The 23171-nt window shown below is 57.8% G+C and carries 16 protein-coding genes and 1 tRNA gene; 5 read left to right on the forward strand and 12 right to left on the reverse strand.

Annotated elements, in window-relative coordinates:
• The 3 genes from NQ495_RS09635 to NQ495_RS09645 are packed head-to-tail and all read left to right on the forward strand — an operon-like array spanning position 1 to position 5930.
• Positions 1 to 1215 (forward strand): efflux RND transporter periplasmic adaptor subunit, encoded by a 1215-nt coding sequence (locus tag NQ495_RS09635; RefSeq protein WP_009133039.1) that lies wholly within the window; start codon positions 1 to 3, stop codon positions 1213 to 1215.
• Positions 1216 to 1238: 23 nt separating this feature from the next.
• Positions 1239 to 4409: an efflux RND transporter permease subunit gene (locus NQ495_RS09640; protein ID WP_009133040.1), complete on the forward strand. Its 3171-nt coding sequence runs from the start codon at positions 1239 to 1241 to the stop codon at positions 4407 to 4409.
• A gap of 36 nt (positions 4410 to 4445) precedes the next feature.
• A complete protein-coding gene (locus tag NQ495_RS09645; RefSeq protein ID WP_009133041.1) occupies positions 4446 to 5930 on the forward strand; it encodes a TolC family protein in 1485 nt (494 codons plus the stop codon).
• Positions 5931 to 6365: 435 nt separating this feature from the next.
• On the opposite strand, the gene NQ495_RS09650 is transcribed toward NQ495_RS09645, so the two are convergent.
• The 9 genes from NQ495_RS09650 to atpD all read right to left on the reverse strand — a co-directional run bounded on the left by NQ495_RS09650 (position 6366) and on the right by atpD (position 13826).
• Positions 6366 to 7241, reverse strand: a complete 876-nt coding sequence (locus NQ495_RS09650; protein ID WP_009133042.1) for a F0F1 ATP synthase subunit gamma — start codon at positions 7239 to 7241, stop codon at positions 6366 to 6368.
• A gap of 3 nt (positions 7242 to 7244) precedes the next feature.
• Positions 7245 to 8825: a F0F1 ATP synthase subunit alpha gene (atpA, locus tag NQ495_RS09655; protein ID WP_009133043.1), complete on the reverse strand. Its 1581-nt coding sequence runs from the start codon at positions 8823 to 8825 to the stop codon at positions 7245 to 7247.
• 44 nt (positions 8826 to 8869) lie between these two features.
• Positions 8870 to 9424 (reverse strand): F0F1 ATP synthase subunit delta, encoded by a 555-nt coding sequence (locus tag NQ495_RS09660; RefSeq protein WP_009133044.1) that lies wholly within the window; start codon positions 9422 to 9424, stop codon positions 8870 to 8872.
• A 12-nt stretch (positions 9425 to 9436) separates the two neighbouring features.
• Positions 9437 to 9955: a F0F1 ATP synthase subunit B gene (gene atpF / locus NQ495_RS09665; protein ID WP_009133045.1), complete on the reverse strand. Its 519-nt coding sequence runs from the start codon at positions 9953 to 9955 to the stop codon at positions 9437 to 9439.
• 20 nt (positions 9956 to 9975) lie between these two features.
• The gene (gene atpE, locus NQ495_RS09670; RefSeq protein WP_009133046.1) at positions 9976 to 10224 is read right to left on the reverse strand and encodes an ATP synthase F0 subunit C; all 249 of its coding nucleotides are present in this window, start codon (positions 10222 to 10224) and stop codon (positions 9976 to 9978) included.
• 92 nt (positions 10225 to 10316) lie between these two features.
• On the reverse strand, positions 10317 to 11504 hold the full coding sequence (gene atpB / locus NQ495_RS09675) for a F0F1 ATP synthase subunit A (RefSeq protein WP_009133047.1): 1188 nt from the start codon (positions 11502 to 11504) through the stop codon (positions 10317 to 10319).
• A 1-nt stretch (position 11505) separates the two neighbouring features.
• On the reverse strand, positions 11506 to 11928 hold the full coding sequence (locus NQ495_RS09680) for a hypothetical protein (RefSeq protein ID WP_009133048.1): 423 nt from the start codon (positions 11926 to 11928) through the stop codon (positions 11506 to 11508).
• A 114-nt stretch (positions 11929 to 12042) separates the two neighbouring features.
• Entirely contained in the window at positions 12043 to 12282 is a 240-nt protein-coding gene (gene atpC / locus NQ495_RS09685) for an ATP synthase F1 subunit epsilon (protein WP_009133049.1), read from the reverse strand.
• Positions 12279 to 13826, reverse strand: coding sequence for a F0F1 ATP synthase subunit beta (atpD, locus tag NQ495_RS09690; RefSeq protein WP_009133050.1), 1548 nt, complete (start codon positions 13824 to 13826; stop codon positions 12279 to 12281). Before atpD ends, atpC begins: the two co-directional genes overlap by 4 nt.
• Before the next feature lie 590 nt (positions 13827 to 14416).
• Between atpD and NQ495_RS09695 the strand changes: the two genes are divergently transcribed.
• Entirely contained in the window at positions 14417 to 16795 is a 2379-nt protein-coding gene (locus tag NQ495_RS09695) for a glycoside hydrolase family 31 protein (RefSeq protein ID WP_009133051.1), read from the forward strand.
• Positions 16796 to 17074: 279 nt separating this feature from the next.
• The gene (locus tag NQ495_RS09700; protein ID WP_009133052.1) at positions 17075 to 19948 is read left to right on the forward strand and encodes a glycosyl hydrolase; all 2874 of its coding nucleotides are present in this window, start codon (positions 17075 to 17077) and stop codon (positions 19946 to 19948) included.
• A gap of 274 nt (positions 19949 to 20222) precedes the next feature.
• Here NQ495_RS09700 and NQ495_RS09705 read toward each other — a convergent pair whose 3' ends face one another.
• From NQ495_RS09705 to NQ495_RS09715, 3 genes are all read right to left on the reverse strand, one after another.
• Positions 20223 to 20810: a DJ-1/PfpI family protein gene (locus tag NQ495_RS09705; protein ID WP_009133053.1), complete on the reverse strand. Its 588-nt coding sequence runs from the start codon at positions 20808 to 20810 to the stop codon at positions 20223 to 20225.
• A gap of 429 nt (positions 20811 to 21239) precedes the next feature.
• Positions 21240 to 21311: transfer RNA gene (locus tag NQ495_RS09710), tRNA-Glu, on the reverse strand.
• 312 nt (positions 21312 to 21623) lie between these two features.
• Positions 21624 to 22907, reverse strand: coding sequence for an O-acetylhomoserine aminocarboxypropyltransferase/cysteine synthase family protein (locus NQ495_RS09715; RefSeq protein ID WP_009133055.1), 1284 nt, complete (start codon positions 22905 to 22907; stop codon positions 21624 to 21626).
• Between the last annotated feature and the right edge of the window lie 264 nt (positions 22908 to 23171).

Here is a 23171-nt window from a genome sequence, read left to right on the forward strand (position 1 = left end):
ATGGAAAAAATGAAGAAAAGGAAAGCCATCGGGGCTTTCGTGAAAGGCGCAGCGTACTCGCTGACCGCTTTGCTGGCGTTCTCCTGCGGAAATTCGCAACAGGGAGGCATGCCCGCGCTCTCTTTGGCTGTAATGACTGTTGAACCTACGAGTCAGGAGCTCAACAGCGCGTATCCCGCTACGATCAAAGGGCAACAGGATATCGAGATCCGTGCGCGCGTGAGCGGTTACATCACCAAACTTTGCGTGGACGAAGGAGCAGTGGTACACAAGGGACAACCGTTGTTCCTGATCGACGCCGTGCCGTACCAGAAGGCGGTACAGGCCGCCGAGGCCGCCGAGGCCGCCGTGGAGGTAGCCAAAGCCAATGTGGCCACTACCCAGTTGACCGTCGACAGCAAGACCGAACTGCACGCACAGAATATTATCAGCGATTACGACCTGCAGACCGCCAAAAACTCTCTGGCATCGGCCAAAGCCGCGCTGGCACAGGCCGAAGCCCAGTTGGCAAGCGCCCACAACGACCTTTCCTATACGACGATCACCAGTCCTTCGGACGGAGTGGTCGGCACGATCCCGTTCCGTGTGGGCAGCCTGGTGGGCACCACCACGCAGGAGCCGCTGACCGTCGTTTCCGACATCAACAAGATGTTCGTCTATTTCTCGATGAACGAGAAGCAGTTGTTGGCGCTGACCCGCCAGAAGGACGGTTCGGTGAACAGCATGATCGGTGCGATGCCCGAGGTGCAGCTGCAACTGGCCGACGGAACGATGTATCCTGCCAAAGGCAAGATCGAAACCCTCAGCGGCGTGATCGACCTTTCGACCGGCGCCGTGCAGATGCGCGCCACCTTCCCCAACGCACAGCGCCTGCTGCGCAGCGGCGGTACGGGTACGGTGCTGATTCCGAGCGTTCTCGATTCTGCCCTGCTGATCCCGCAGAGCGCCACTTATGAAGTGCAGGATAAGAAATTCGTTTATGTACTGGGCGACAGCTCGAAGGTGAAGAATACCGAAATCACGGTGTTCCCGCTCGATAACGGCAAGCAGTACGTGGTGACGTCCGGTCTGAAACCGGGTGAACAGGTGGTTGTCGAAGGTGTGGCGACGTTGCGTGACGGCATGCCGATCCAGCCGATCACTCCCGAGCAGTCCGCAGCCAAAGTGCAGGCGATGACCCAGCAGATGCAACAGGCAGCCGCCGCACAGAAATGATCCGATAAAACGAAGAAAACCTTATGAAATTAGATAGATTTATCAACCGCCCGGTGCTGTCGACGGTGATTTCGATCCTCATCGTCATCCTGGGCTTGCTGGGGCTGATGTCGCTGCCGGTGGAGCAGTATCCCAATATCGCCCCCCCGACGATCCGGGTGAATACCACCTATACCGGTGCGAACGCCCAGACTGTGCTGAACAGCGTGATCGCTCCGCTGGAGGAGCAGATCAACGGTGTGGAGAACATGGATTACATGACCTCCACCGCCACCAATACCGGTGATGCGACGATCACCGTCTACTTCAAGCAGGGTGTCGACCCCGACATGGCGGCCGTCAACGTGCAGAACCGTGTGGCCAAGGCGCAGGGTTTCCTGCCTGCCGAGGTAACGCAGGTCGGTGTCATCGCCGAGAAGCGACAGACCAGTATGCTGCTGATCTTCTCGCTTTACAGTTCCGACAACCGGTACGACCAGCAGTTCCTCGAAAACTATGCGAACATCAACGTCGTGCCCGAGGTTAAGCGTATTCCCGGTGTGGGCGATGCGATGGTGATGGGTGCCGACTACTCGATGCGTATCTGGCTCAAGCCCGATGTGATGGCCGAGTACAAACTGATGCCGTCCGACGTGTCGGCGGCGCTGGCCGAACAGAATATCGAGGCTGCGCCCGGCCAGTTCGGCGAGCTGGGCGACCAGTCGTTCCAGTATGTGATGCGCTATAAGGGGCGCCTGCAGACCGAGCAGGAGTTCGAGGATATCGTGATCCGAGCCAATGCCGACGGCGAAGTGTTGCGGCTCAAGGATATCGCCAATATTGAGTTGGGCCGTCTGACTTACGGATTCAGTAATAATGTGAATGGGCATCCGGGTGTGTCGGTGATTATCTTCCAGACCGCCGGTTCGAATGCTACGGCCATTATCCAGAACGTCGAGAAATACCTCAAGAGCATCGAAAATACGCTTCCTCCCGGTGTCGAGGAAGAGGTGCTGATGAGTGCGAACGATTTCCTCTTCGCATCGATCGAAGAGGTGATCAAAACGCTGCTGGAGGCCTTCCTGCTCGTGGTGATCGTCGTGTACGTCTTCCTGCAGGATTTCCGCTCGACATTGATCCCGATGATTGCCATCCCGGTGGCGTTGATCGGTACCTTCTTTATGCTTTACCTGATCGGGTTCAGTGTGAACCTGCTGACCCTCTGCGCGATGGTGCTGGCTATTGCGATTGTGGTCGACGATGCGATCGTCGTCGTCGAGGGTGTCCATGCCAAGTTGGACCAGGGGTATAAATCGGCTAAGAAAGCCTCTATCGATGCGATGAGCGAGCTTGGCGGCGCGATCGTTTCGATTACGCTGGTGATGATGGCCGTGTTCATTCCGGTGAGCTTCATGACCGGTACGTCGGGTACTTTCTACCGCCAGTTCGGTTTGACGATGGCTATCGCTATCGGTTTGTCGGCTATCAATGCCCTGACGCTGAGCCCTGCGCTTTGCGCACTGTTCCTCAAACCTCACGATCCGGATAAGGAGAAAAAGAGCACTTTCGTAAGCCGTTTCCATGCCGGATTCAATACGGCATACGCTACGCTGCTTCAGAAATATAAGAAGAGCGTGCTCTTCTTCGTGCACCACCGTTGGATGACTTTCGGCATTATCGGCGCGGGTATCGTGCTGCTGGTGTTCCTGATGAAAATCACCCCGACCGGTTTGGTGCCTAACGAGGATACCGGTACCGTCTTCGCGGTAGTCGATACGCCTCCGGGCACCTCCCAGGAGCGTACCGAAGAGTTGCTGATGAAGGTCGATAGTCTGATCGCGGCGAATCCGGCCGTCAAATCGCGTTCGATGATCACCGGCTACAGTTTCATTGCCGGACAGGGCAACACCTACGGAACGATTATCGTCAAATTGAAAGACTGGGGTGAGCGCGACGGCAAAAAGGGACAGGACCTGAATTCGGTGATCGGCTCGCTTTACGTACAGTCGAAAATGGGTGTTTCCGATGCGAACGTATTGATCTTTGCCCCGCCGATGATTCCGGGATACAGTGCTACCAACGGTTTCGAGCTGAACCTGCAGGACAAGACCGGCGGTGACCTGGATAAATTTTTCGGCATCGCCCAGCAGTTCCTTGCGAAGCTGAACCAGCGTCCCGAGATCGCGGCTGCACGCACGTCGTTCAACCCGACGTTCCCGCAGTACATGATCGATATCGATGCGGCCAAGTGTAAGAAGGCCGGTATCAGTCCGCGCGATATCCTGACGGCGTTGCAGGGTTATTACGGCGGCCTGTACGCATCGAACTTCAACCGTTTCGGTAAGCTGTACCGCGTGATGATCCAGGCCGATCCGAAGTACCGGATCAGTCCCGAGACACTGAACCAGGTGAAAATCCGGAATGGCAGCGAGATGGCGCCGATCACGCAGTTCCTGACGCTGAAAAAAGTGTACGGACCGGATAACATCAACCGTTTCAACATGTATACTTCGATGAGCGTCAACGGTTCTCCGAATGCCGGGTACAGTTCCGGAGAGGCGATCCAGGCGATCAAAGAGGTGGCAGCCGAGACGCTGCCGCAGGGTTACGGCTTCGAATTTTCGGGTATGACCCGTGAGGAGTCGTCGACCGGTACCAGCACCACGGCATTGATTTTCGTGCTTTGTCTGGTATTCGTTTACCTGTTGCTGAGTGCGCAGTACGAAAGTTACATCCTGCCGTTGGCCGTGCTCTTCTCGATTCCGTTCGGTCTGGCCGGTTCGTTTATCTTCGCGCAGTTCATGCATGTGGATAACAACATCTACCTGCAGATCGCACTGATCATGCTGATCGGCCTGCTGGCCAAGAATGCGATCCTGATCGTAGAGTTCGCACTCGACCGGCGTAGACAGGGCATGAGTATCCTCTGGTCGGCGATCGCCGGTTCGGCTGCGCGTCTGCGCCCGATCCTGATGACTTCGCTCGCACTGGTGATCGGCCTGCTGCCGATGATGTTCGCGTCGGGTGTCGGCGCCAACGGCAACAGTACGATCGGTACGGGCGCCATTGGCGGTATGTTGATCGGTATGTTGACTCAGATCTTCATCGTGCCGGTGCTCTTCGTAGCTTTCCAGTCGCTGCAGGAGCGGTTTACGCCGATGGAGGTAGAGCCGGAGCCCGAAGAGATCGAGGCTGAGATCGAAAAGCTCGTTTAGTGGGAGTGATTGTGAAATTTTAAGTAAATGACCGTTATGAAAATCCAATACAGAATCTTGTTGGCGGGGCTTTCGGCAGCGATGTTGCTGAGCAGTTGCAACATTTATCGCAACTACAGCCGTCCCGACGAGGTGACTACCGCGGGTATGTACCGCGACACGCTCTCGGCGGCCGACACGCTGCGCGGGGATACGACCTCGATGGGCAACCTGCCCTGGCAGGAGGTGTTCCGCGATCCTTACCTGCAGAGCTTGATCGCGCAGGGCCTCGAGCACAACCTCGACCTGCAGACCGCACGGCTCCGGGTCCAGGAGGCCGAAGCCAGCCTGCAGGCCGCACGGCTCTCTTACGTGCCGTCGTTCAACCTCAATCCGAACGGTGCGCTTTCGTGGTATGAGAACGGCCGCCGCCAGTGGACCTACCAGGTTCCGGCCGCTGCGAGCTGGGAGGTCGACCTGTTCGGCCGCCTGCTGAACTCCAAACGCGGCGCACGTGCCGCGTTGATGCAGAGTGAAGCTTACGCACAGGCTGTCCGCACGCAGGTGATCGCGTCGATCGCGAATACCTATTATACGCTGCAGATGCTGAACCAGCAACTGGCGATCAGCGAACAGACCGTGATCTCGTGGCGCAAGAGCGTCGAGACGATGAAGGCCCTCAAACTGGCCGGAAGCGTCAATGAAGCGGCTGTGGTACAGAGCCAGGCGAACTGCTATGCGATCGAGGCTTCCTTGCCCGATCTGCGGCAGAATGTCCGTGAGGTCGAAAACACGCTGTCGAACCTGCTGGGTGTCGCTCCGCAGTCGATTGAGTGTCCCGGAGTGTTGGCCGACCAGTCGATTCCGTCGACCCTTTCGGCCGGCGTACCCGTGCAAATGCTGAGCAACCGTCCCGACATCCAGTCGGCCGAAGCCGCGTTGATGGCCGCCTACGCCGCGACGAACGTGGCCCGTTCGGCGTTCTATCCGAGCCTGACGATCAGCGGGGCCGCCGGATGGACCAACTCGCTGGGCAATATGGTCATCAATCCGGGTAAGGCGATCGCCAATGCCGCAGGCTCGCTGCTTATCCCGATCTTCAACCAGGGGAAGAACCGTGCGCAACTGCGTATAGCGAAAGCCCAGCAGCAGGAGGCGCTCAACGCGTTCCAGCAGAGTATCCTCTCAGCCGGCAGCGAAGTGAGCAATGCGCTTTACCAGTATAAAGCCGCCGGAGACAAAAGTGCTTCGCGCAAAGAGCAGATCCATTCGCTGGAGCTGTCGGTGAACTACACGCAGCAGTTGTTGCAGTTGGGCACTTCGACCTACCTCGAGGTGCTGACCGCCCAGCAGTCGTTGCTGAACGCCCAGCTGACGCAGGTGTCGGACGACTTCCAGAAGATGCAGGCCGTGGTGAACCTTTACCAGGCTTTGGGCGGCGGCCGTGACATGAGCGTAAAGATCGGCTCGAAAGCCGCTGAAAAAGCGGTGAAGGCAGAAGGCAAGAAGTTTCGCAAGGAGTTCCGCCAGAACAACAAATAGTCCTTGTAGTGTCTGGACCGGCTGAAGGTCGGACGGTTGAATACGATTGTTTTCGGCGTCCCGGTTGATTCGGGCCGCGAGAATGAAAATAAAAAGCTCCGGTATGCACCGGAGCTTTTTATTTATAACAGAAGGTATCGGCTTGTCGGCTGAATTAGACGATTGATTGATTGATTGATTGATTGATTGATTGATTGATGGATGGATGGATGGATGGATGGATGGATGGATGGATGGATGGATGGATGGATGGATGGATGGATGGGCAAACCTGAAAACAGGGATAGCTGTCCTGTCCCGGAAGGAGGACATGGCCATATATATGCTATTATCTGCGGATTAAGGATCACTGTAAATCGAAATCAGCGGGGGCGTAATTTACGCCCCCGCTGATGGGTGTCTGTGAATCAACCGGTTTGCCGGTCGTCGTACGGATTAATTCGCAGCCGTCTCGCCGCCCATCATGTCGAGCAGTTCGTTGGTGATCGCCTGCTGGCGCGACTTGTTGTACTGGATTTTCAGCTCCTGAAGCAGCGCTGTCGCATTGTCGGTCGCCATCTGCATCGCGATTGTGCGGGCCGCATGTTCCGCAGCTGAAGAATCGAGCAGGATCGTGAAGATCTTAAGGCTCAGTACCTGCGGAACCAGTGTCTGCACCACTTCCGCCGCGCTCGGTTCGACGATGTAGTCGGGCCGGTATTGGTCGGGGGCCTGCTGCGGTTCTTCCGGCATTTCGACGGGCAGGTACTGTTCGTCGGTCATCACCTGTACGGCCGTGCTTTTGAAATGGTTGTAGATCAACTCCACGCGGTCGACTTCGCCCTTTTCAAACATCTCCATCAACTGTTCCGCCAATTCGGCAGCGGCCTGGTAGTCCGGTTTGTCGATCATCGACTGGTAGCTGCCTTGAGGTTCGTAGCCCTCTTTTCTGACTGCTTTCTCCACTTTTTTGCCGATGGGGTAGATCAGGATGTTCTCGCGGCCCAGCGACTGGTAATCTTCGAGCCGGGCATTGAGCTTTTTGATCACATTCGCGTTGAAAGCGCCGCAGAGCGACGTGTTCGACGAGACGGCCACCAACGCCACGCGCTGTACTTCGCGCTCGCGGGCCAGCGTCGAGTCGACCTGTACGCCCGAGGTAAGGAACCCCGCGAGCATGCTGTTGAGTTTCTTCTCATAGGGCAGCATGCTCTCGATGGCCGCCTGCGCCCGGTGCAGCTTGGCCGAGGCCACCATCTTCATCGCCGAAGTAATCTTCAGCGTGCTGTTGACCGATGCGATTCTTGCTTTGACCTCCTTGAGCGATGCCATGGCCTATGCGGTTTTGAGCGATGCGGCTACCAACGCGGCCACTTCGTCGAGTTTTGCGGTGATCTTATCGTCGATAACACCTTTTTGCAGCGTTTCGAGTACATCCGTACCCTGCAGGTTATTGATCAGGGCTTTTTCGAAGTCGTGCACTTTGTCCAGGGGGACGTCTTTCAGCAAGCCGTGGACACCGCAGTAGAGGATTGCGATCTGCTCCCCGACAGGCATCGGCGAGTATTGCGGTTGCACGAGCAGCTGCGTATTCTTCTGTCCCTTGTCGATCGTCTGTGCGGTAACCGGGTCCATATCGCCGCCGAATTGCGTGAAGGCCTCCAGTTCGCGGTATTGCGCCTGGTCGATCTTCAGCGTTCCGGCCACTTTCTTCATCGCTTTGACCTGTGCGTTGCCGCCCACGCGGGATACCGAGATGCCGACGTTGATCGCCGGGCGGATACCCTGGTTGAAAAGGTCGGTTTCGAGGAAGATCTGGCCGTCGGTGATCGAGATCACATTCGTCGGAATGTAGGCCGACACGTCGCCCGCCTGCGTCTCGATGATCGGCAGTGCGGTGAGCGAACCGCCGCCCTTGACTTTCCCTTTGAGGCTTTCGGGCAGGTCGTTCATCTGTTCGGCCACCTCCTGCTGGTTGATGATCTTCGCCGCACGCTCCAGCAGGCGCGAGTGCAGGTAGAAGATGTCGCCCGGGTAGGCCTCGCGGCCCGACGGACGGCGCAGGATCAGCGACACCTCGCGGTAGGCGACGGCCTGTTTCGACAAGTCGTCGTAAACGACCAGCGCATCGCGGCCCGTGTCGCGGAAATATTCGCCGATCGCGGCGCCCGCGAACGGCGCAAAATATTGCAGTGCGGCAGGGTCGGCGGCCGTGGCGGCTACGACGATCGTGTAGTCCATGGCGCCTTTCTCCCGCAGGGTGTTGACCAGCGCGGCTACCGTAGAGCCCTTCTGGCCGATGGCCACATAGATGCAGTAAACCGGTTTGCCCGCGTCGAAGTTCGTTTTCTGGTTCAGGATCGTGTCGATCGCGATCGAGGTTTTTCCGGTCTGGCGGTCGCCGATGATCAGTTCGCGCTGTCCGCGGCCGATCGGAATCATCGCGTCGATCGCCTTGAGTCCGGTTTGCAGCGGCTGGTTCACCGGTTGGCGGAAGATGACGCCGGGGGCCTTGCGTTCGAGCGGCATTTCGGTCGTTTCGCCGCCGATCAGCCCGAATCCGTCGAGCGTCTCGCCCAGCGGGTTGATGACGCGGCCGAGCATTCCTTCGCCCACCTGGATCGAGGCGATGCGGCCCGTACGTTTGACGGTGTCGCCCTCCTTGATGCGGTCGGTGGGGCCCAGCAGCACGACGCCGACGTTGTCCTCCTCGAGGTTCATCACCACGGCTTTGATGCCGTTGTCGAACTCGAGCAGTTCGTTGGCCTCGGCGTTCTCCAGTCCGTAGATGCGGGCCACGCCGTCGCTCACTTCGAGCACGGTACCCACTTCGTCGAACCGCAGGTCGGTATCGATCCCCTCGAGCTGCATCCGCAGTACGTCCGATACTTCGCTTGGTTTGATATTTTCAGACATAGTCGATCTTAATTATGGGCCTGCCGGGGCAGGCATTGATACATTTAGACAATCCGCTTGTTGCGGTCGATGAACTGCTCGCGGATTTCCCGCAGCTGCGTCGCGACGCTCGCGTCCAGGCGCATCGAGTTCATCTCGAAGATAAACCCGCCGAGAATGTCGGGGCGCACCAGTGTCCGCAGTTCGACGGTCCCGTGCGTGCGCGAGACGATCCACTCCTTGAGCCGCTGCTCGGTGGTTTCGTCCACCGCCACGGCGGTCTGCAACTCGCCGGTGCTGATGTTGTGCGCCCGGCGGTAGAGGGCCATGTAGTCAAGCGCCATGCGGTGCAGCAACTGCATGCGTTTGTGGCTCAGCACCAGTTCCACGAACCGTTTCAGCTCGTCGCTCGGGTCTCCGCCCGCGGCGTTGTAAACCAACCCGCTCTTTTGTTCCGGCGTGAGGACGGGATTGTCCAGCGCGCGGCGCAAGGCGGGCTCTGCCGCGAAACTGCCGGCGAGCCGTTGCATCTCGCCGTAGACACGTTCGGTAGCCGATTTTTCTCCGGCGTACTCGTACAGAGCCTTGGCGTAGCGCGAGGGAATCATTCCTGTGTTCATCTGCTCGGTGCTTTACTGGATGTTATTCTGTCCTGCCTTCATGACGGGCGCTTCGTCCAACAGGCGGTCGATCATGCTCATCTGCGCCGCCGACGTGTCGAGTTTCTCGCGGATGACCTTCCCGGCGATGTCCACGGCCAGCAGTGCGATCTGGCTGCGGGCTGCGCGGACGGCGGCCTCCTGTTCGAGGCGGATCTGCCGCTTCGCATCGTCGATCTGGCGCTGTGTTTCGGCCTGTGCCTTGGCTTTCGCTTCGGCGACGATCTGGTCGCGTGTGGCTGACGCTTCGTTCAGGATCTTCATCTGCTGTTCACGCGCGCTTTGGAGCAGCGCTTCACTTTGGGCCTTGACCTGCGCGAGCTGGTCGTTGGCCTCTTGGGCCGCCTGCAGGGACTGCTCCACGTATGCCCGGCGCTCCTCCACCATCCGCGTGATGACGGGGAAGCCGTACTTGGCCAGCACGGCAAAAACCACTCCGAAGGAGAGGAGCATCCAGAACAGAAGGCCCGATTCGGGTAATAAGAGTCCCATGATCGTTCTTTTTTAACGGTTTACAGCGCGAGGAAGCAGACTACCACGGCGAACAGAGCAACGCCTTCGACCAGCGCCGCGATGATGATCATGTTCGTACGGATGTCGTTGACCGACTCGGGCTGGCGTGCGATGGCCTCCATGGCCGATCCGCCGATCTTGCCGATGCCGATGCCGGCGCCGATGGCGGCCAGTCCTGCGCCCAGGGCTGCGCCCAGTTTCCCAATGCTTAATCCGGCTGCTGCCTGCAGTAAAATGGAAAGTAACATAATCGTTTGGTTTTATTGGTTTTTTATTGTGCCTGTATTGGTTTAAATCAGTGTAGTGCGTGAGCCGTGCGGCATGGATGGGCCCCGGCAGTTTATATTTCCTGTTCTTCTTTCTTGTGGTGCGGTTCCACGCGCGCCAGTCCGATAAACACCGCCGAGAGCATCGTGAAGACGTAGGCCTGGATGAAGGCTACCAGCAATTCGAGCAGGTTCATGAAAATGCAGAAGATCACCGACACCACGGTCATCGAACCGTTCACCACCGGGCCCATGCTCACTGTCACGAACACGAGGCAGGTGAGGCTGAGGATCACCGCGTGTCCCGCCATCATGTTGGCGAACAGACGGATCATCAGTGCGAAGGGTTTGGTCAGGATACCGACGAACTCGATGGCCGGCATCATCGGCACCGGGCATTTGAGCCAGGTGGGCACTTCGGGCCAGAAAATCTCTTTCCAGTATTCGCGTGTTCCGAATACGTTGGTCATGATGAACGTCGCGATGGCCAACAGCAGGGTGATCGCGATGTTACCGGTGACGTTCGCCCCGCCGGGGAAGATCGGAACCAACCCCATCAGGTTGTTTATCAGGATGAAAAAGAACACCGTCAGCAGATAGGGGGCGAAGCGTTTGTAGTCTTTGCCCACGCAGCTCTTGATCAGGTCGTCGTGGATCATCATCACGGCCGCCTCCATCAGTCCGACGAAACCGCCCGGGGCCGATGTGCGCACGGGATGGCGTTTGTACCAGCGTGCGGCGCCCAGTACGATCAGCATCAGCAGCGCGGAGTTGAACAGCAGGGCGAAGGCCGTTTTCGTCAGCGACAGGTCGATCGGGCGCACCTCTTCGCCTGCGGCGTTGCGCTCGACGATTTTACCGTCGTAGTCGCCGCCCTGTGCGATGTAGAAGCCCTCGTAACTCTGGCCGTGGGCCACGCGCGACGACGAGAAGAGGTGCCACCGCCCGTTCTCCCCGCGCACGATTACCGGCAGCGGTACGGTGATGTGGGTTTTGCCCCATGTGGTGATGTGCCAGTCGTAGGAGTCGCCGATGTGCCCGAAGACGATGCCTTTTACGTCGACCGCCTCTTCGGCTTTGTTCTCGGCGGCTACCTCTTCGGCGGCCGTCGCGTCCGCGTTGCCGATCACCCCTGCGTCCGGCGCTTCGGCGGCGGGTACGGTGTCGTGGTGTTCCCATCCCTCGCCCCTGGCCTGGGGCACGAAGGCGAAGAGCGTCAGCAGCAGGCCCGTTACGAGCAGGATATGTCTGTAAGCTTTCATCTTAAGCCTTTCCTCCTTTACGGCTCTTCTCATACAGCCAGAAGAACCGGGTTTCGAAAATCAGATAGACCAGGTACCAGAACAAGAACAGCAGGATAAACGGATGCTTGGGCTGGTCGCTCAGTGCGATGAATGCGCCCACGACGCCCACGCTTGCCACGAGCTTCGCGACCTTGAAATACATGAAGCCCTGTGTCGATAGCCTGCCGTCGCGTACCGGCCGGTTCAGCATCCATGCGAATCCCAGCGCCCACACGTAGAAATAGAGCATGATGTAGGGATACAGCGGCGTGTAGTACTGCGGCAGCCAGCCGTAGAGCGGCAGCGCCACGGCCCAGCCTCCCGCGACGGTGATCGCCGTGAGCCAGAGGATGTACCGCTGCGAGAGCCTCCGTTTGGTGTATGTGTCTATCTCGTTTGCCATGTGTCGTTTTTGTTTGCGGCCCGCACTCCGTGTCCGGCCGTACAACCGGTTCCGGTTATGCTCCGTTTTTGCGTTCAGGCCGGTGGAGCCGGGATATCCCTGTTCCTGTGCCGTTTATTGCTGGATGCAGACCGAAACCTCGTCCTTTTTAACCTCCACGAAGCCGCCTTTCACCGCGAAGCTCTGCTCGCCGCCGCCTTTTTGCCGGAACCGCACCTCGCCCGCAGTGAGTGACGAGATGAGCGGCGCATGGTGGCGCAGCACGGTGAATTCGCCGAGGGTGCCCGGCAGGGTCACGCTCTCCACTTCACCGCTGAACAGCGTGCGTTCGGGGGACAGGATTTCTAAGGTCATACGGCAGCCTGTGCTAGAATTTTCTTACCCTTTTCGATGGCTTCCTCGATCGTGCCGACGTTCAGGAACGCCTGCTCGGGCAGGTAGTCCACCTCGCCGTCGAGGATCATCTTGAAACCTTTGATCGTATCTTCGATGGAGACCATCACGCCCGCTACGCCGGTAAACTGCTCGGCTACCGTGAACGGCTGCGACAGGAAACGCTGCACGCGGCGCGCGCGGTTCACCGTCTGGCGGTCTTCGTCCGAGAGCTCCTCCATGCCGAGGATCGAAATGATGTCCTGGAGCTCCTTGTTGCGTTGCAGGATCTGTTTCACGCGCTGCGCGGTCTGGTAATGCTCTTCGCCTACCACCAGCGGGTCGAGGATGCGCGAGGTCGATTCGAGCGGATCGACGGCCGGGTAGATACCCAGTTCGGTGATCTTACGGCTCAGCACGGTGGTTGCGTCGAGGTGCGTGAAGGTGGTCGCCGGAGCCGGGTCGGTCAGGTCGTCGGCCGGTACGTAGACCGCCTGGATCGAGGTGATCGAGCCCTTTTTCGTCGAGGTGATGCGTTCCTGCATCGCGCCCATTTCGGTCGCCAGCGTCGGCTGGTAACCTACGGCCGAGGGCATACGCCCCAGCAGCGCCGACACCTCGGAACCCGCCTGTGTGAAACGGAAGATGTTGTCGATGAAGAAAAGGATATCTTTCGTGCCGGTGCCTTCGTCGCGGAACGACTCGGCCACGGTCAGCCCCGACAGGGCCACCGACGCACGGGCTCCCGGCGGTTCGTTCATCTGGCCGAACACCAGTGTCGCCTGCGATTTTTCGACTTCGTTGAAGTCCACTTTCGACAGGTCCCATTCGCCTTTTTCGAGTCCTTCCATGAACTCTTTGCCGTAACGGATAACGCCCGATTCGAGCATTTCGCGCAGCAGGTCGTTACCCTCGCGGGTACGTTCGCCTACGCCGGCGAACACCGAGAAGCCGTTGTGTTTTTTGGCGATGTTGTTGATCATCTCCATGATCAGCACGGTTTTGCCCACGCCGGCGCCGCCGAACAGGCCGATTTTGCCGCCTTTCGAGTAGGGTTCCAGCAGGTCGATCACCTTGATGCCGGTGTAGAGTACTTCCTGCGAGGTGGTCAGCTCGTCGAATTTCGGCGGATCGCGGTGGATCGGGTAGGCGCCTTCGTTCATGTCGGGTTGTTTGAGCCCGTCGATGGCGTCGCCCACCACGTTCAGCAGGCGTCCCTTGACCTGTTCGCCGATGGGCACCGTGATCGGGTGCAGGTAGGAGACGGCCTTCATGCCGCGGTGCAGTCCGTCGGTGGAGTCCATCGCCACCGTGCGCACCGTGTTTTCCCCGATATGCTGCTGCACCTCGATGATCAGCTTGCGGCCGTCGTCGCGGACGATGGTCATCGCGTCGTGGATGCGCGGCAGGGTCACTTCGTTTTCGGCGCCTTCGAAATAGACGTCCACCACCGGTCCGATGATCTGCGAGACGCGGCCCGTTACCTCTTTGGCCTGACGAACGCCCGATGTAGTTTCCGCTTCCATATGCTAAAGATGTAGTTATTTCAAAATTTTAGAATTAATCAAAGGTACGCATTTACACGAAACTGAAAAGTCCTGATCGCTCTTTTTGATGTTCTAAATCTCGCTTTTCTGAGATTTTTAACTTTTTTTATAAACAATGTGCGTTTTTATCCATTGTTTCGGAAGGCACGTAATACCTTGTGGAGCGTGTTTCGCAGCGGTTTTCCCGCCGGGTGTGCCGGATTGGGAAGCTGATGCCGCATTGTTCGATTTGTCCGGAGCAAAGCGTTTTCCCGCTGAACAATCCGCAAAATAGCGAATAAATATGAAATGTGTACGCTCCGGGTCTGAAAATTTACGAAGAATTCATCCGAAGGCCCGTTTAGGTGCGGCCGCGTGCGATTGCCGTCCCGTTCCGGGCGTGGGAATCCCGTCGAATTGTTTATCTTTGTCGGGATACCTTGCCGGGCAGCGCTTTAGTCATCGGGACTGTTGCCGGCGGCGCCCCGATAGGCGGTGCGGTTGGTTTACAAACCCGGCGGTGGCGTTGCCGGCAAGGGGTCGCAATGGACAGGAGCGAATCCCAAATTAAATAAATCACCTAAACGAATATGAAAAGACTTTTTTTGTATGTGATTGCCGCATTGCTGGCGGTGCAAGGAGCGTGGGCGGCCGCACCCGCGCGGTATGAGCTGAAGCTCCGCAGCGGACAGAAGATGCGTATCGACGTGTGCAGCGACCGGATTTTCCGGGTTCGCGTGACGCCTGCCGACACCTTTGCCGAGTCGCTGCTGGAGCGTTACGGATTGTTGAAAACCGACTGGGAGCCGGTGCAGGTGACCCAGCGCAATGAGGGCGGTGTCGTGGTGCTCGGTACTCCGGCCTGCCGCATACGCATCGATAGGAAGGACGGGCGCATCAGCGTGACCGACCTGAAGGGAAACGCCATCCTGCGCGAGGCCTCGTACCTCGCCCCGGGCGCTCCGCTCATCACGGCGCTCGGGCAGTCGCTCAACGAGAAGTTCCAGAAGCCGCGCCGCGACGAGGCGATTATCGGCGATACGACCAAAAACGGGGCTCAGCAGCAGCAGCAGACCGAAGTGGGCGATATGAGCCGCAACAGCATCCTGAGCTTTACCCTGGCCGATGACGAGCGTTTTTACGGCGGCGGCAGCACGAGCCGTGACCATATCCAGCACCGCGGCGAGGTGTTGCGCATGTGGGCCAGCTACCAGATCGCCGAGGCACCGATTCCGTTCATGATGAGCTCGGCGGGGTGGGGCGTTTTCGACAATACCACGGTGCGCAGCTATTTCGACGTAGCCCGTTACGACAAGGAGCGTCTCCTTATTTATAATACGGCTCCCGGCGCTGACTTTTACGTGATGGTGGGCGGTTCCATGCCGCAGACCCTCGGCCTCTACACGTCGCTTACCGGCCGCGCCTACGTGCTGCCGCGCTGGATGTACGGCCTTTCGTTCGGCGGTCATATGCAGGAGAACCAGTTCGAGATGATGGACGACGCGGTGCGTTTCCGCACCGAAAAGGTGCCGTGTGACGTGATGTGGATCGAACCGCAGTGGATGTCGAAATATTACGACTTCTCGACCGAAAAGAGCTGGAATTACAAACTCTTCCCGCCCGAAGGCTACTGGGTCGAGAAACAGTTCCCGAAGCACGAATGGAAAACCAGCTTCGTCGGCCGCCTGCACGGGCTGGGCTATAAGTTGGGCCTGTGGCTCTGCATCGACCACGACCAGAGCATTGTCGAAGAGGATATTATCGCAGCGCGCGAAGGCCGCCCGCAGTCGGGCAAGGAGCACTGGTTCGACCACCTGACCAATTTTATGGACCAGGGCGTCGACGGCTTCAAGCTCGATCCGGCGCGCACGCTCGACGAGCATCCCGACCGGGAGTATTACAACGGATTCACCGACAAAGAGATGCATAACCTGAACCAGGTGCTGATGCCGCGCCAGATGAACCGTGTGTTCCGCGACCACAAGGGCATCCGTCCGTGGCAGCACTACTGCGGTGGATTTGCCGGGACGCAGCGCTGGACGGCCAACCAGAGCGGCGACAACGGCGGCGAGCGTACCGCGCTGTTCGACCAGCTGAACCTCGGTTCGAGCGGGTTGATGAACACTTCCTGCGACGTGATGTCGGCCAAGGACGAAATGGCCGCGCTGCACATGGGCGTTTTCCTGCCGTGGATCCAGATCAACAGCTGGTTCGGCCTGCTGCACCCGTGGTACTTCCCCGACAAGGAGAAGGCGATGTACCGCGATTATATCCAGCTCAGACACGACCTCTTTCCTTATATCTATTCTGCGGCGCTGAACGGCCACCTGACCGGTATGCCGATCCTGCGCTCGATGCCTCTGGTATATCCCGACGACCGCAACGTGGACGACATGGTTTTCCAGTATATGTTCGGCGACAACCTGCTGATCGGCGTCTTCAGCGACTCGATCTACCTGCCCAAGGGCGACTGGATCGATTTTTGGACCGGCGAACAGCTGCGCGGCGAAGGAAAGGAGATTCGGCACGCGATTCCCGACAACCGGGCCGGGCTGGCCTTTGTGAAAGCCGGTGCGATCCTGCCGATGCAGAAGCCGGTGCAGTATATCGGCGAACGTCCGCTCGACACGCTGATCCTGAAGGTGTACCCGTCGGGCAACAGTTCTTATACGCTCTATGAGGACGACGGCGTTACTTTCGATTACGAGCAGGGTAAGATCGCCAAAACGGTCTTCGATTGCAGGCAGTCCGGCGGCCGCACCGAATTGGTAGTGAACCCGGCCGAGGGCGATTACAACGGCATGTATCCCGCACGCGTGTACGAAGTCGAGATGAGGCTCGCTTCGCGTCCCGGTTCGGTGACCGTCGACGGCGTGAAAACGGATGCGTGGAGTTACGGCGACGGTTTGCTGAAAGTGGCGGTAACCCAGCCCGATGTGCGTAAAAAGAGCGTGCTCGTGGCGGAATAGGCGTTAGCGTCCGGAAAATGCGTTGAAATGTGAACGGATGTTTCCGGAATGCGGCCGAGTGATTATATTTGCATCGCGGGGTGCGGCAGGTTCCGGTCCGGGCTTGCCGCACCTGTGTTTCACCGGCTGTCTCCGTGCCGTTGCGTCTGCCGTTCAGCTGCGTTTTGCGATATTGGCGGAAGATTCGTCGGCGGTCCGGAATCTTCCCCGACCGGCAAGAAATGAAACCTGATAACCTGAAATAAACCTTGACACAGGGGTGCTTCCCCCGGATTCGTTATGGACAGAAGAACTTTCCTGATCCGCTGTGCTGCGCTCTCCGCAGGAGGCGTGCTCGCAGCCACCCTGCCTTCGTGGGCGCAGCGCGCCCTCGAAGAGAAAACCCTTCGTTTCGACAGCGACCTTTACCGCCGCTTTACCGATCCGGCGAGCACCGACCGTCCTTTCGTGCGGTGGTGGTGGAACGGCGACCGCGTAAAGGCCGACGAGCTGGTGCGCGAGTTGAGGCTGCTGCACGCCGCGGGCGTGGGCGGCGTCGAAATCAACCCGGTAAAATTCCCCGAAGAGGCCGATCCGCTCGATACGCATCCGTTGCGCTGGCTTTCGCCCGAATGGATCGATATGCTCAAAGCGGCTTTCGACGAAGCGAAGCGCCTCGGGATGACCTGCGATTTGATCGTCGGTTCGGGCTGGCCTTTCGGCGCCGAGTATCTCGAGGGAGACGAGCGCGGGCAGGTAATGGTGGTCGCCGTCAAAAAACTCGAAGGTCCCGCGACGGTCGTCTACTCGCCGTTCGAACTCTTTCTGGAGGCCGATCCGCAGGTCAATAACCCCTATCCGGGCCGTACGATGGAGCTGGTTTCGCTGCAACTGGTGCCCGATCCGCTCGACGACCTGGCACAGATTACCGATCTTTCGGAACAAAAGGATCTTGACCGGATTACGGTCGAGGTACCGGCGGGCTCGCACGCGCTTTATGCTTTGGTCAAGGTGCACGGCTTCATGCAGGTGATCAACGGCGTTCCGGGCGCGAACGGACCGACGCTCAACCACTTCAATGCGCAGGCGGTGCGCAAGTACCTTACGCGGATGTCCGGTGCGATCGAAAGCCGCATCGGGCCGCTCAGGGACCACATCCGCGCGCTTTTCATCGACGGGCTCGAATTGGAAGGCGCCAATTGGAGCGACGATATGCGCGAAGAATTCATCCGCCGCCGGGGGTACGACCCGATGGAACTGCTGCCGCTGACGATGTACAAGACCGGCGGCATGGGGAATGTGATCGACTACCGTTACGGCGTGGAGATGGGCGATGCGGTGCGCGGGCGGATCGACCGTGTGCGCTACGACTTTTGCCGCACGCAGGCCGAACTGATCGACGAACGTTTCTTCGTACCGTACAGCGAATGGTGTCGTTCGCTGGGCGTGCTCTCGCGCGTACAGGCTTACGGGCGCGGCGTCCATCCGCTGGGTAGCAGCCTGCACTGCGATATTCCCGAAGGGGAGTCGTGGACGACCAACTGGCTCAAGCACCGCCTCGGCGAGGAGATGGGTAACGAGGATTACCGCCGCGGACGGGGCTACACGATGATCAACAAATACATGTCTTCGGGAGGCCACCTCGCCGGCCGCCGCACGATCAGCGCCGAGGATATGACCAACACCTACCTCGTCTTCACCGCGACGCTCGAATTCCTGAAGCTGGGCTCCGACCACAGCGTCTTTTCGGGCATTACGCACTCGGTGTTCCACGGGTTCAACTATTCGCCGCCCGAAGCGCCGTTCCCGGGTTGGATCCGTTACGGGGCCTATTACAATGAGAATAACACCTGGTGGCCTTACCTGCGCCATTTCATGGATTACAAAGGGCGGCTGTCGGCCGTGCTGCAGCAGGCGGATATGTACACCGACATCGGCGTGCTGCCGCCATTGTCCGATATGTGGAGCACGATGGGGATGCAGAACGAGCCGTTTCCCGAACGTACCAACGTGCCGTGGTTCACGCTGGTGTGGGAGGCGATCCACAAACACGGGAACGGCTGCGATTACCTTTCCGACGAAATCATCCGCGATGCGGCCGTCCGCGGCGGTAAGCTCTGCTACGGCCCGAAAGCCTATGGGACGGTTTTCCTCGTCGCGGTCGAACGGATGCACCCCGAGGGGCTCGAGAGGTTGCTGGAATTCGTGCGGCAGGGCGGCCGCCTCTTCTGTGTCGACAGGCAGCCGTGCCTTTCGCTGGGCTGGAACGGACATGAAGCCGCCGACCGGCGGGTGCGGGAGCTTGTTCGGCAACTGCGCGGGTACCCCGACCGTTTCATCGTGCTCGAGAAGCCTGCCGACAACGATTTCATGGGTTGGTATGCCGGGGTACAGCGGCAATATGCCCTCACGCCCTATTTGACGTTCTCCGATCCCGATCCTTTCCTGATCCAGAATCGCTATACGGCCGACGGAGGCGAAGAGGTGTTCTTCATCGCCAACACGCGCCTGTACGAACCGCACCGCACGCGGGTCACCTTCTCCGGGGAGCTTTTGCGGGGCAAATATCCGTGGTATTGGGACCTGATGAGCGGGGAGCGCTACCGGATGGAACTGGACCGCGACGGAGGGATCGACCTCGATCTGGGGCCCGCCGAATCGATGCTGATCGTTTTCGACCGCAACCGCAAGGGGCCGAGGTGGAACCCGCTGCCGGACACCGGCGGGAATACGCTCGTGCTGAAAGGCTGGGATGTCGGGCTGCACCATGCCCGCGAGGGCTGGACGCGGACGATGCGGATGGAGGAGCCGGCGGACCTGCGCGGGACCGAATACGTGAATTTCGCTGGCGATGTCGTTTATCGCACGCGGTTCGCCGTGGAGGAGCTGCCTGCGCGTCCGGTGCTGAACCTGGGGCGCGTGGCCGGAATCGCCGAGGTGGCGCTGAACGGCCGTCCCTGCGGTGTGCGTTGGTGCGGACGGCGGCTCTACGACCTGACGGGATTGCTGCACGCCGGGGAGAATACCCTCGAAGTGAAGGTAACCACCACATTGGGCAATTATATGCGGACATTGACGGATAATCCTACCGCTCAGAAGTGGACGGCGGGACGCAAAACCCAACCCGAACAGTCGATGGGACTGATCGGACCGGTGACGCTTTATGCGGGGTAGTTCTTATGCCGTGCAGTTCGCTTTGCTCATGATTTTTTCGCACGATCTATAAGCTTTTTCTCCATCAGGCACACCTCGAACGGCGGGTTTTATTGTGTACAGCCGACGGGAAATCCCTTTTGTCTTTATATTCGGCTATACATTAGTTGCTTATAATTCACTTTTCAAGTTTCAGCATCAGGTGTCAGTAGTGGTATGGCGGCCGTTTCGTGCGAATGAAAGGCATGTATCGTTTCCGGAACTTAACCGTTCAATCATTTTGTCGGCACTCTTCTTAAAATCCCATGGCTTTTTTTATGACTTCCATTTCTTTTTCGGAGGTCAGCATTTTTAATAATTCAAATGCGACTTTCGGAGCTGTCTCAGGACAATAGGACGTGATAATATTCCCATCAACGACTACAGGTTCGTTCACAACGTTCACTCCAAGTTCTTTCAGCTTGTTTTGCCAATAGCCGTTTTTTAAGTGGTAAGTTGTTCCTTTCCTATTTTGCAGGACTCCGCTTTTCGCTACCGGGAATGCCCCGGAGCAAACTGCCGCAATGATTTTACCTTGTGCATTAAATTCCTTTATTAATTTTAGGAATCTTTCGTCATAGGCTTCTTCATAAAAACCAAATTCACCAAATCCGCCAGGTATTGCTAAAGCATCATATTCGTCAACGTTTATTTCTTCAATGGTCCTGTCTACTATTACGGGGACATTAAAAGTGCTGATAACTTTTTCAGTAAAACCACAAGTATCAACGATTATATTATGTCCATAATCAACTCTGGCCCAGCCCAGGACATCTATAAAAGTGCAAAATTCCATCGTCTCGAACGCCTTGGCCAGAAACACCACTACTTTCTTGTTTTCCATACTTTTCAAAGTTATCAGATTGGTTAATAGTTCTCTTCGTTTTGTGGTTCCCGCCGTACAGCTAAGGTGTTCTTTTTGCTCATAAGCCTGTAGTTGCCGGATAAGCCAGTGCGCTTGTCTCCCGGTGCCTTTGTCGTTGTCCTTTTCAGATTTGAGGCTGGCGCTTTGATCGTAATTTGTTGTAGGCTTTATTTCCAGATATTTCGGCTTGAACCTGTCGGAGAATATGCTGCCCGATTGTGTTCAGGCGAATCTAATTTGCCTGTAAAAGGTACAGATTTGTCAGCGAACAACTTTTTAATGAAACTTGAAGTTGTACAAATCTTTATCGATTACCAGGTAGGCGAGAAGAAAAAGAAACACCCGATTTTACTTTTTTGCAAAATCGGGTAATTAATCTGTACTTAGTTGATTATTAGTACTTATTTGTACTCTGTAAGGGAATCGAACCCTTATTTACAGACTGAGAATCTGTCGTCCTAACCGTTAGACGAACAGAGCATCGGGCGGTTTTTGTGGTGCAAAGATAAACAAAATTTTTTTCGCTCCAAATACCTGCCGCAACTTTTGATCCGCTTTTCGGAGTGAATACGCAGGGTCGTCTTCCTTCCTGTTTTCGTCCCATACCTGCCGGTGTTGCCGTTCGGGCGCATGGAGCGTGCATGCGGGGAGTCGTATGTGCCTGTATATGGAGTATGAATACTAAAAGGGAGCCGTTCAAAACGTTTCGGCTCCCTTTATCTTTGTTTTTGTGTGACCATTTTTGCGGCACGCCGGATTTTGCAGTGTTCCGGCCATTCGTCGTTCCGGGGGTTAGCGGGCGGCGAGCGCCTGTGCGATGTCGGCGATGATGTCCCCCGCGTCTTCGATGCCGACCGACAGGCGGATCAGGTCGGGCGCTACGCCTGCGGCCGCCAGCTGCTCGTCGGTGAGCTGGCGGTGCGTGTGGCTCGCGGGATGAAGTACCGAAGTGCGCGCGTCGGCTACGTGCGTGACGATCGCGCACAGTTTGAGCGCGTCCATGAAGCGGATCGACTCTTCGCGGCCTCCCTTGAGCCCGAACGCGATCACGCCGCACGAACCTTTCGGCAGGTACTTCTGTCCCAATTCGTAATATTTGTCACCTTGCAGTCCCGGATAGTGCACCCACGCCACCTGGTCGTTCGAACGCAGGTATTCGGCCACCTGCTGTGCGTTTTTGCAATGGCGCTCCATCCGCAGGTCGAGCGTCTCGAGCCCGAGGTTGAGCAGGAACGCGTTCTGCGGCGCCTGGATCGAACCCAGGTCGCGCATCAGCTGCACGGTCGCTTTGGTGATGTAGGCGCCCTTGCCGAAGGCGGTGCTGTAGGTCAGGCCGTGGTACGACGGGTCGGGCTGCGTAAGTCCTGGGAATTTATCCGCGTGCGCTTCCCAGTCGAAATTGCCGCTGTCGACGATCGCGCCGCCGACCGCCGTGGCGTGGCCGTCCATGTATTTTGTGGTCGAATGCGTCACGATGTCGGCGCCCCACTCGAACGGGCGGCAGTTGATCGGCGTGGCGAAGGTGTTGTCGACGATCAGCGGTACGCCGTGGTTGTGTGCTATGCGTGCGAATTTCTCGATGTCGAGCACCTCTACGCCGGGGTTCGTGATCGTTTCGCCGAACAGCAGTTTCGTGTTGGGGCGGAAAGCTGCGGCGATCTCCTCCTCGGAAGCATCCTGGTCGATAAAGGTTACTTCGATACCCATCTTGGCCATCGTGACGGCGAAAAGGTTGAACGTGCCGCCGTACACGGTCGCTGCGCTGACAAAATGGTCTCCCGCCGAACAGAGGTTCAGGACGGCGTAAAAGTTCGCTGCCTGTCCCGACGAGGTGAGCATCGCGGCGACACCTCCTTCGAGCGCGGCGATTTTGGCCGCTACCGCATCGTTGGTCGGATTCTGCAAACGTGTATAGAAGTAGCCGCTTTCTTCGAGGTCGAACAGGCGGGCCATCTGGTCGCTCGTTTCGTATTTGAACGTGGTGCTCTGGTAGATCGGAAGCACGCGCGGCTCCCCTTTTTTCGGCGTCCAGCCCGCTTGTACGCACAGCGTGGCCGGTTTCAGTTTTTCGTTCATCTCTCTCTTTTCGTTTTATAGATACTTGGTGGATCGGGTTTGTCGGGCCGGAGGGCGGGAGTGTCGCAGCCCTTGTCGATACAGGCCGGAACTGCGGCTCAAGTTACAGCTATTTTTGTAAAACAGGTTCCGTTGTGGTGAAATTTCCGGCGAAAATCCGTTGAAAACAGGCGGAACCGGGTCTGGTCGGTTTGCTGATCCGCGAAAAAAACTATCTTTGTCTGCGGCATGAAAGCCGTTCGGAGGGGCGTATTCCGCTGTAGG

This window comes from Alistipes indistinctus YIT 12060, assembly GCF_025144995.1.
In the GTDB taxonomy this organism is placed as follows: domain Bacteria; phylum Bacteroidota; class Bacteroidia; order Bacteroidales; family Rikenellaceae; genus Alistipes_A; species Alistipes_A indistinctus.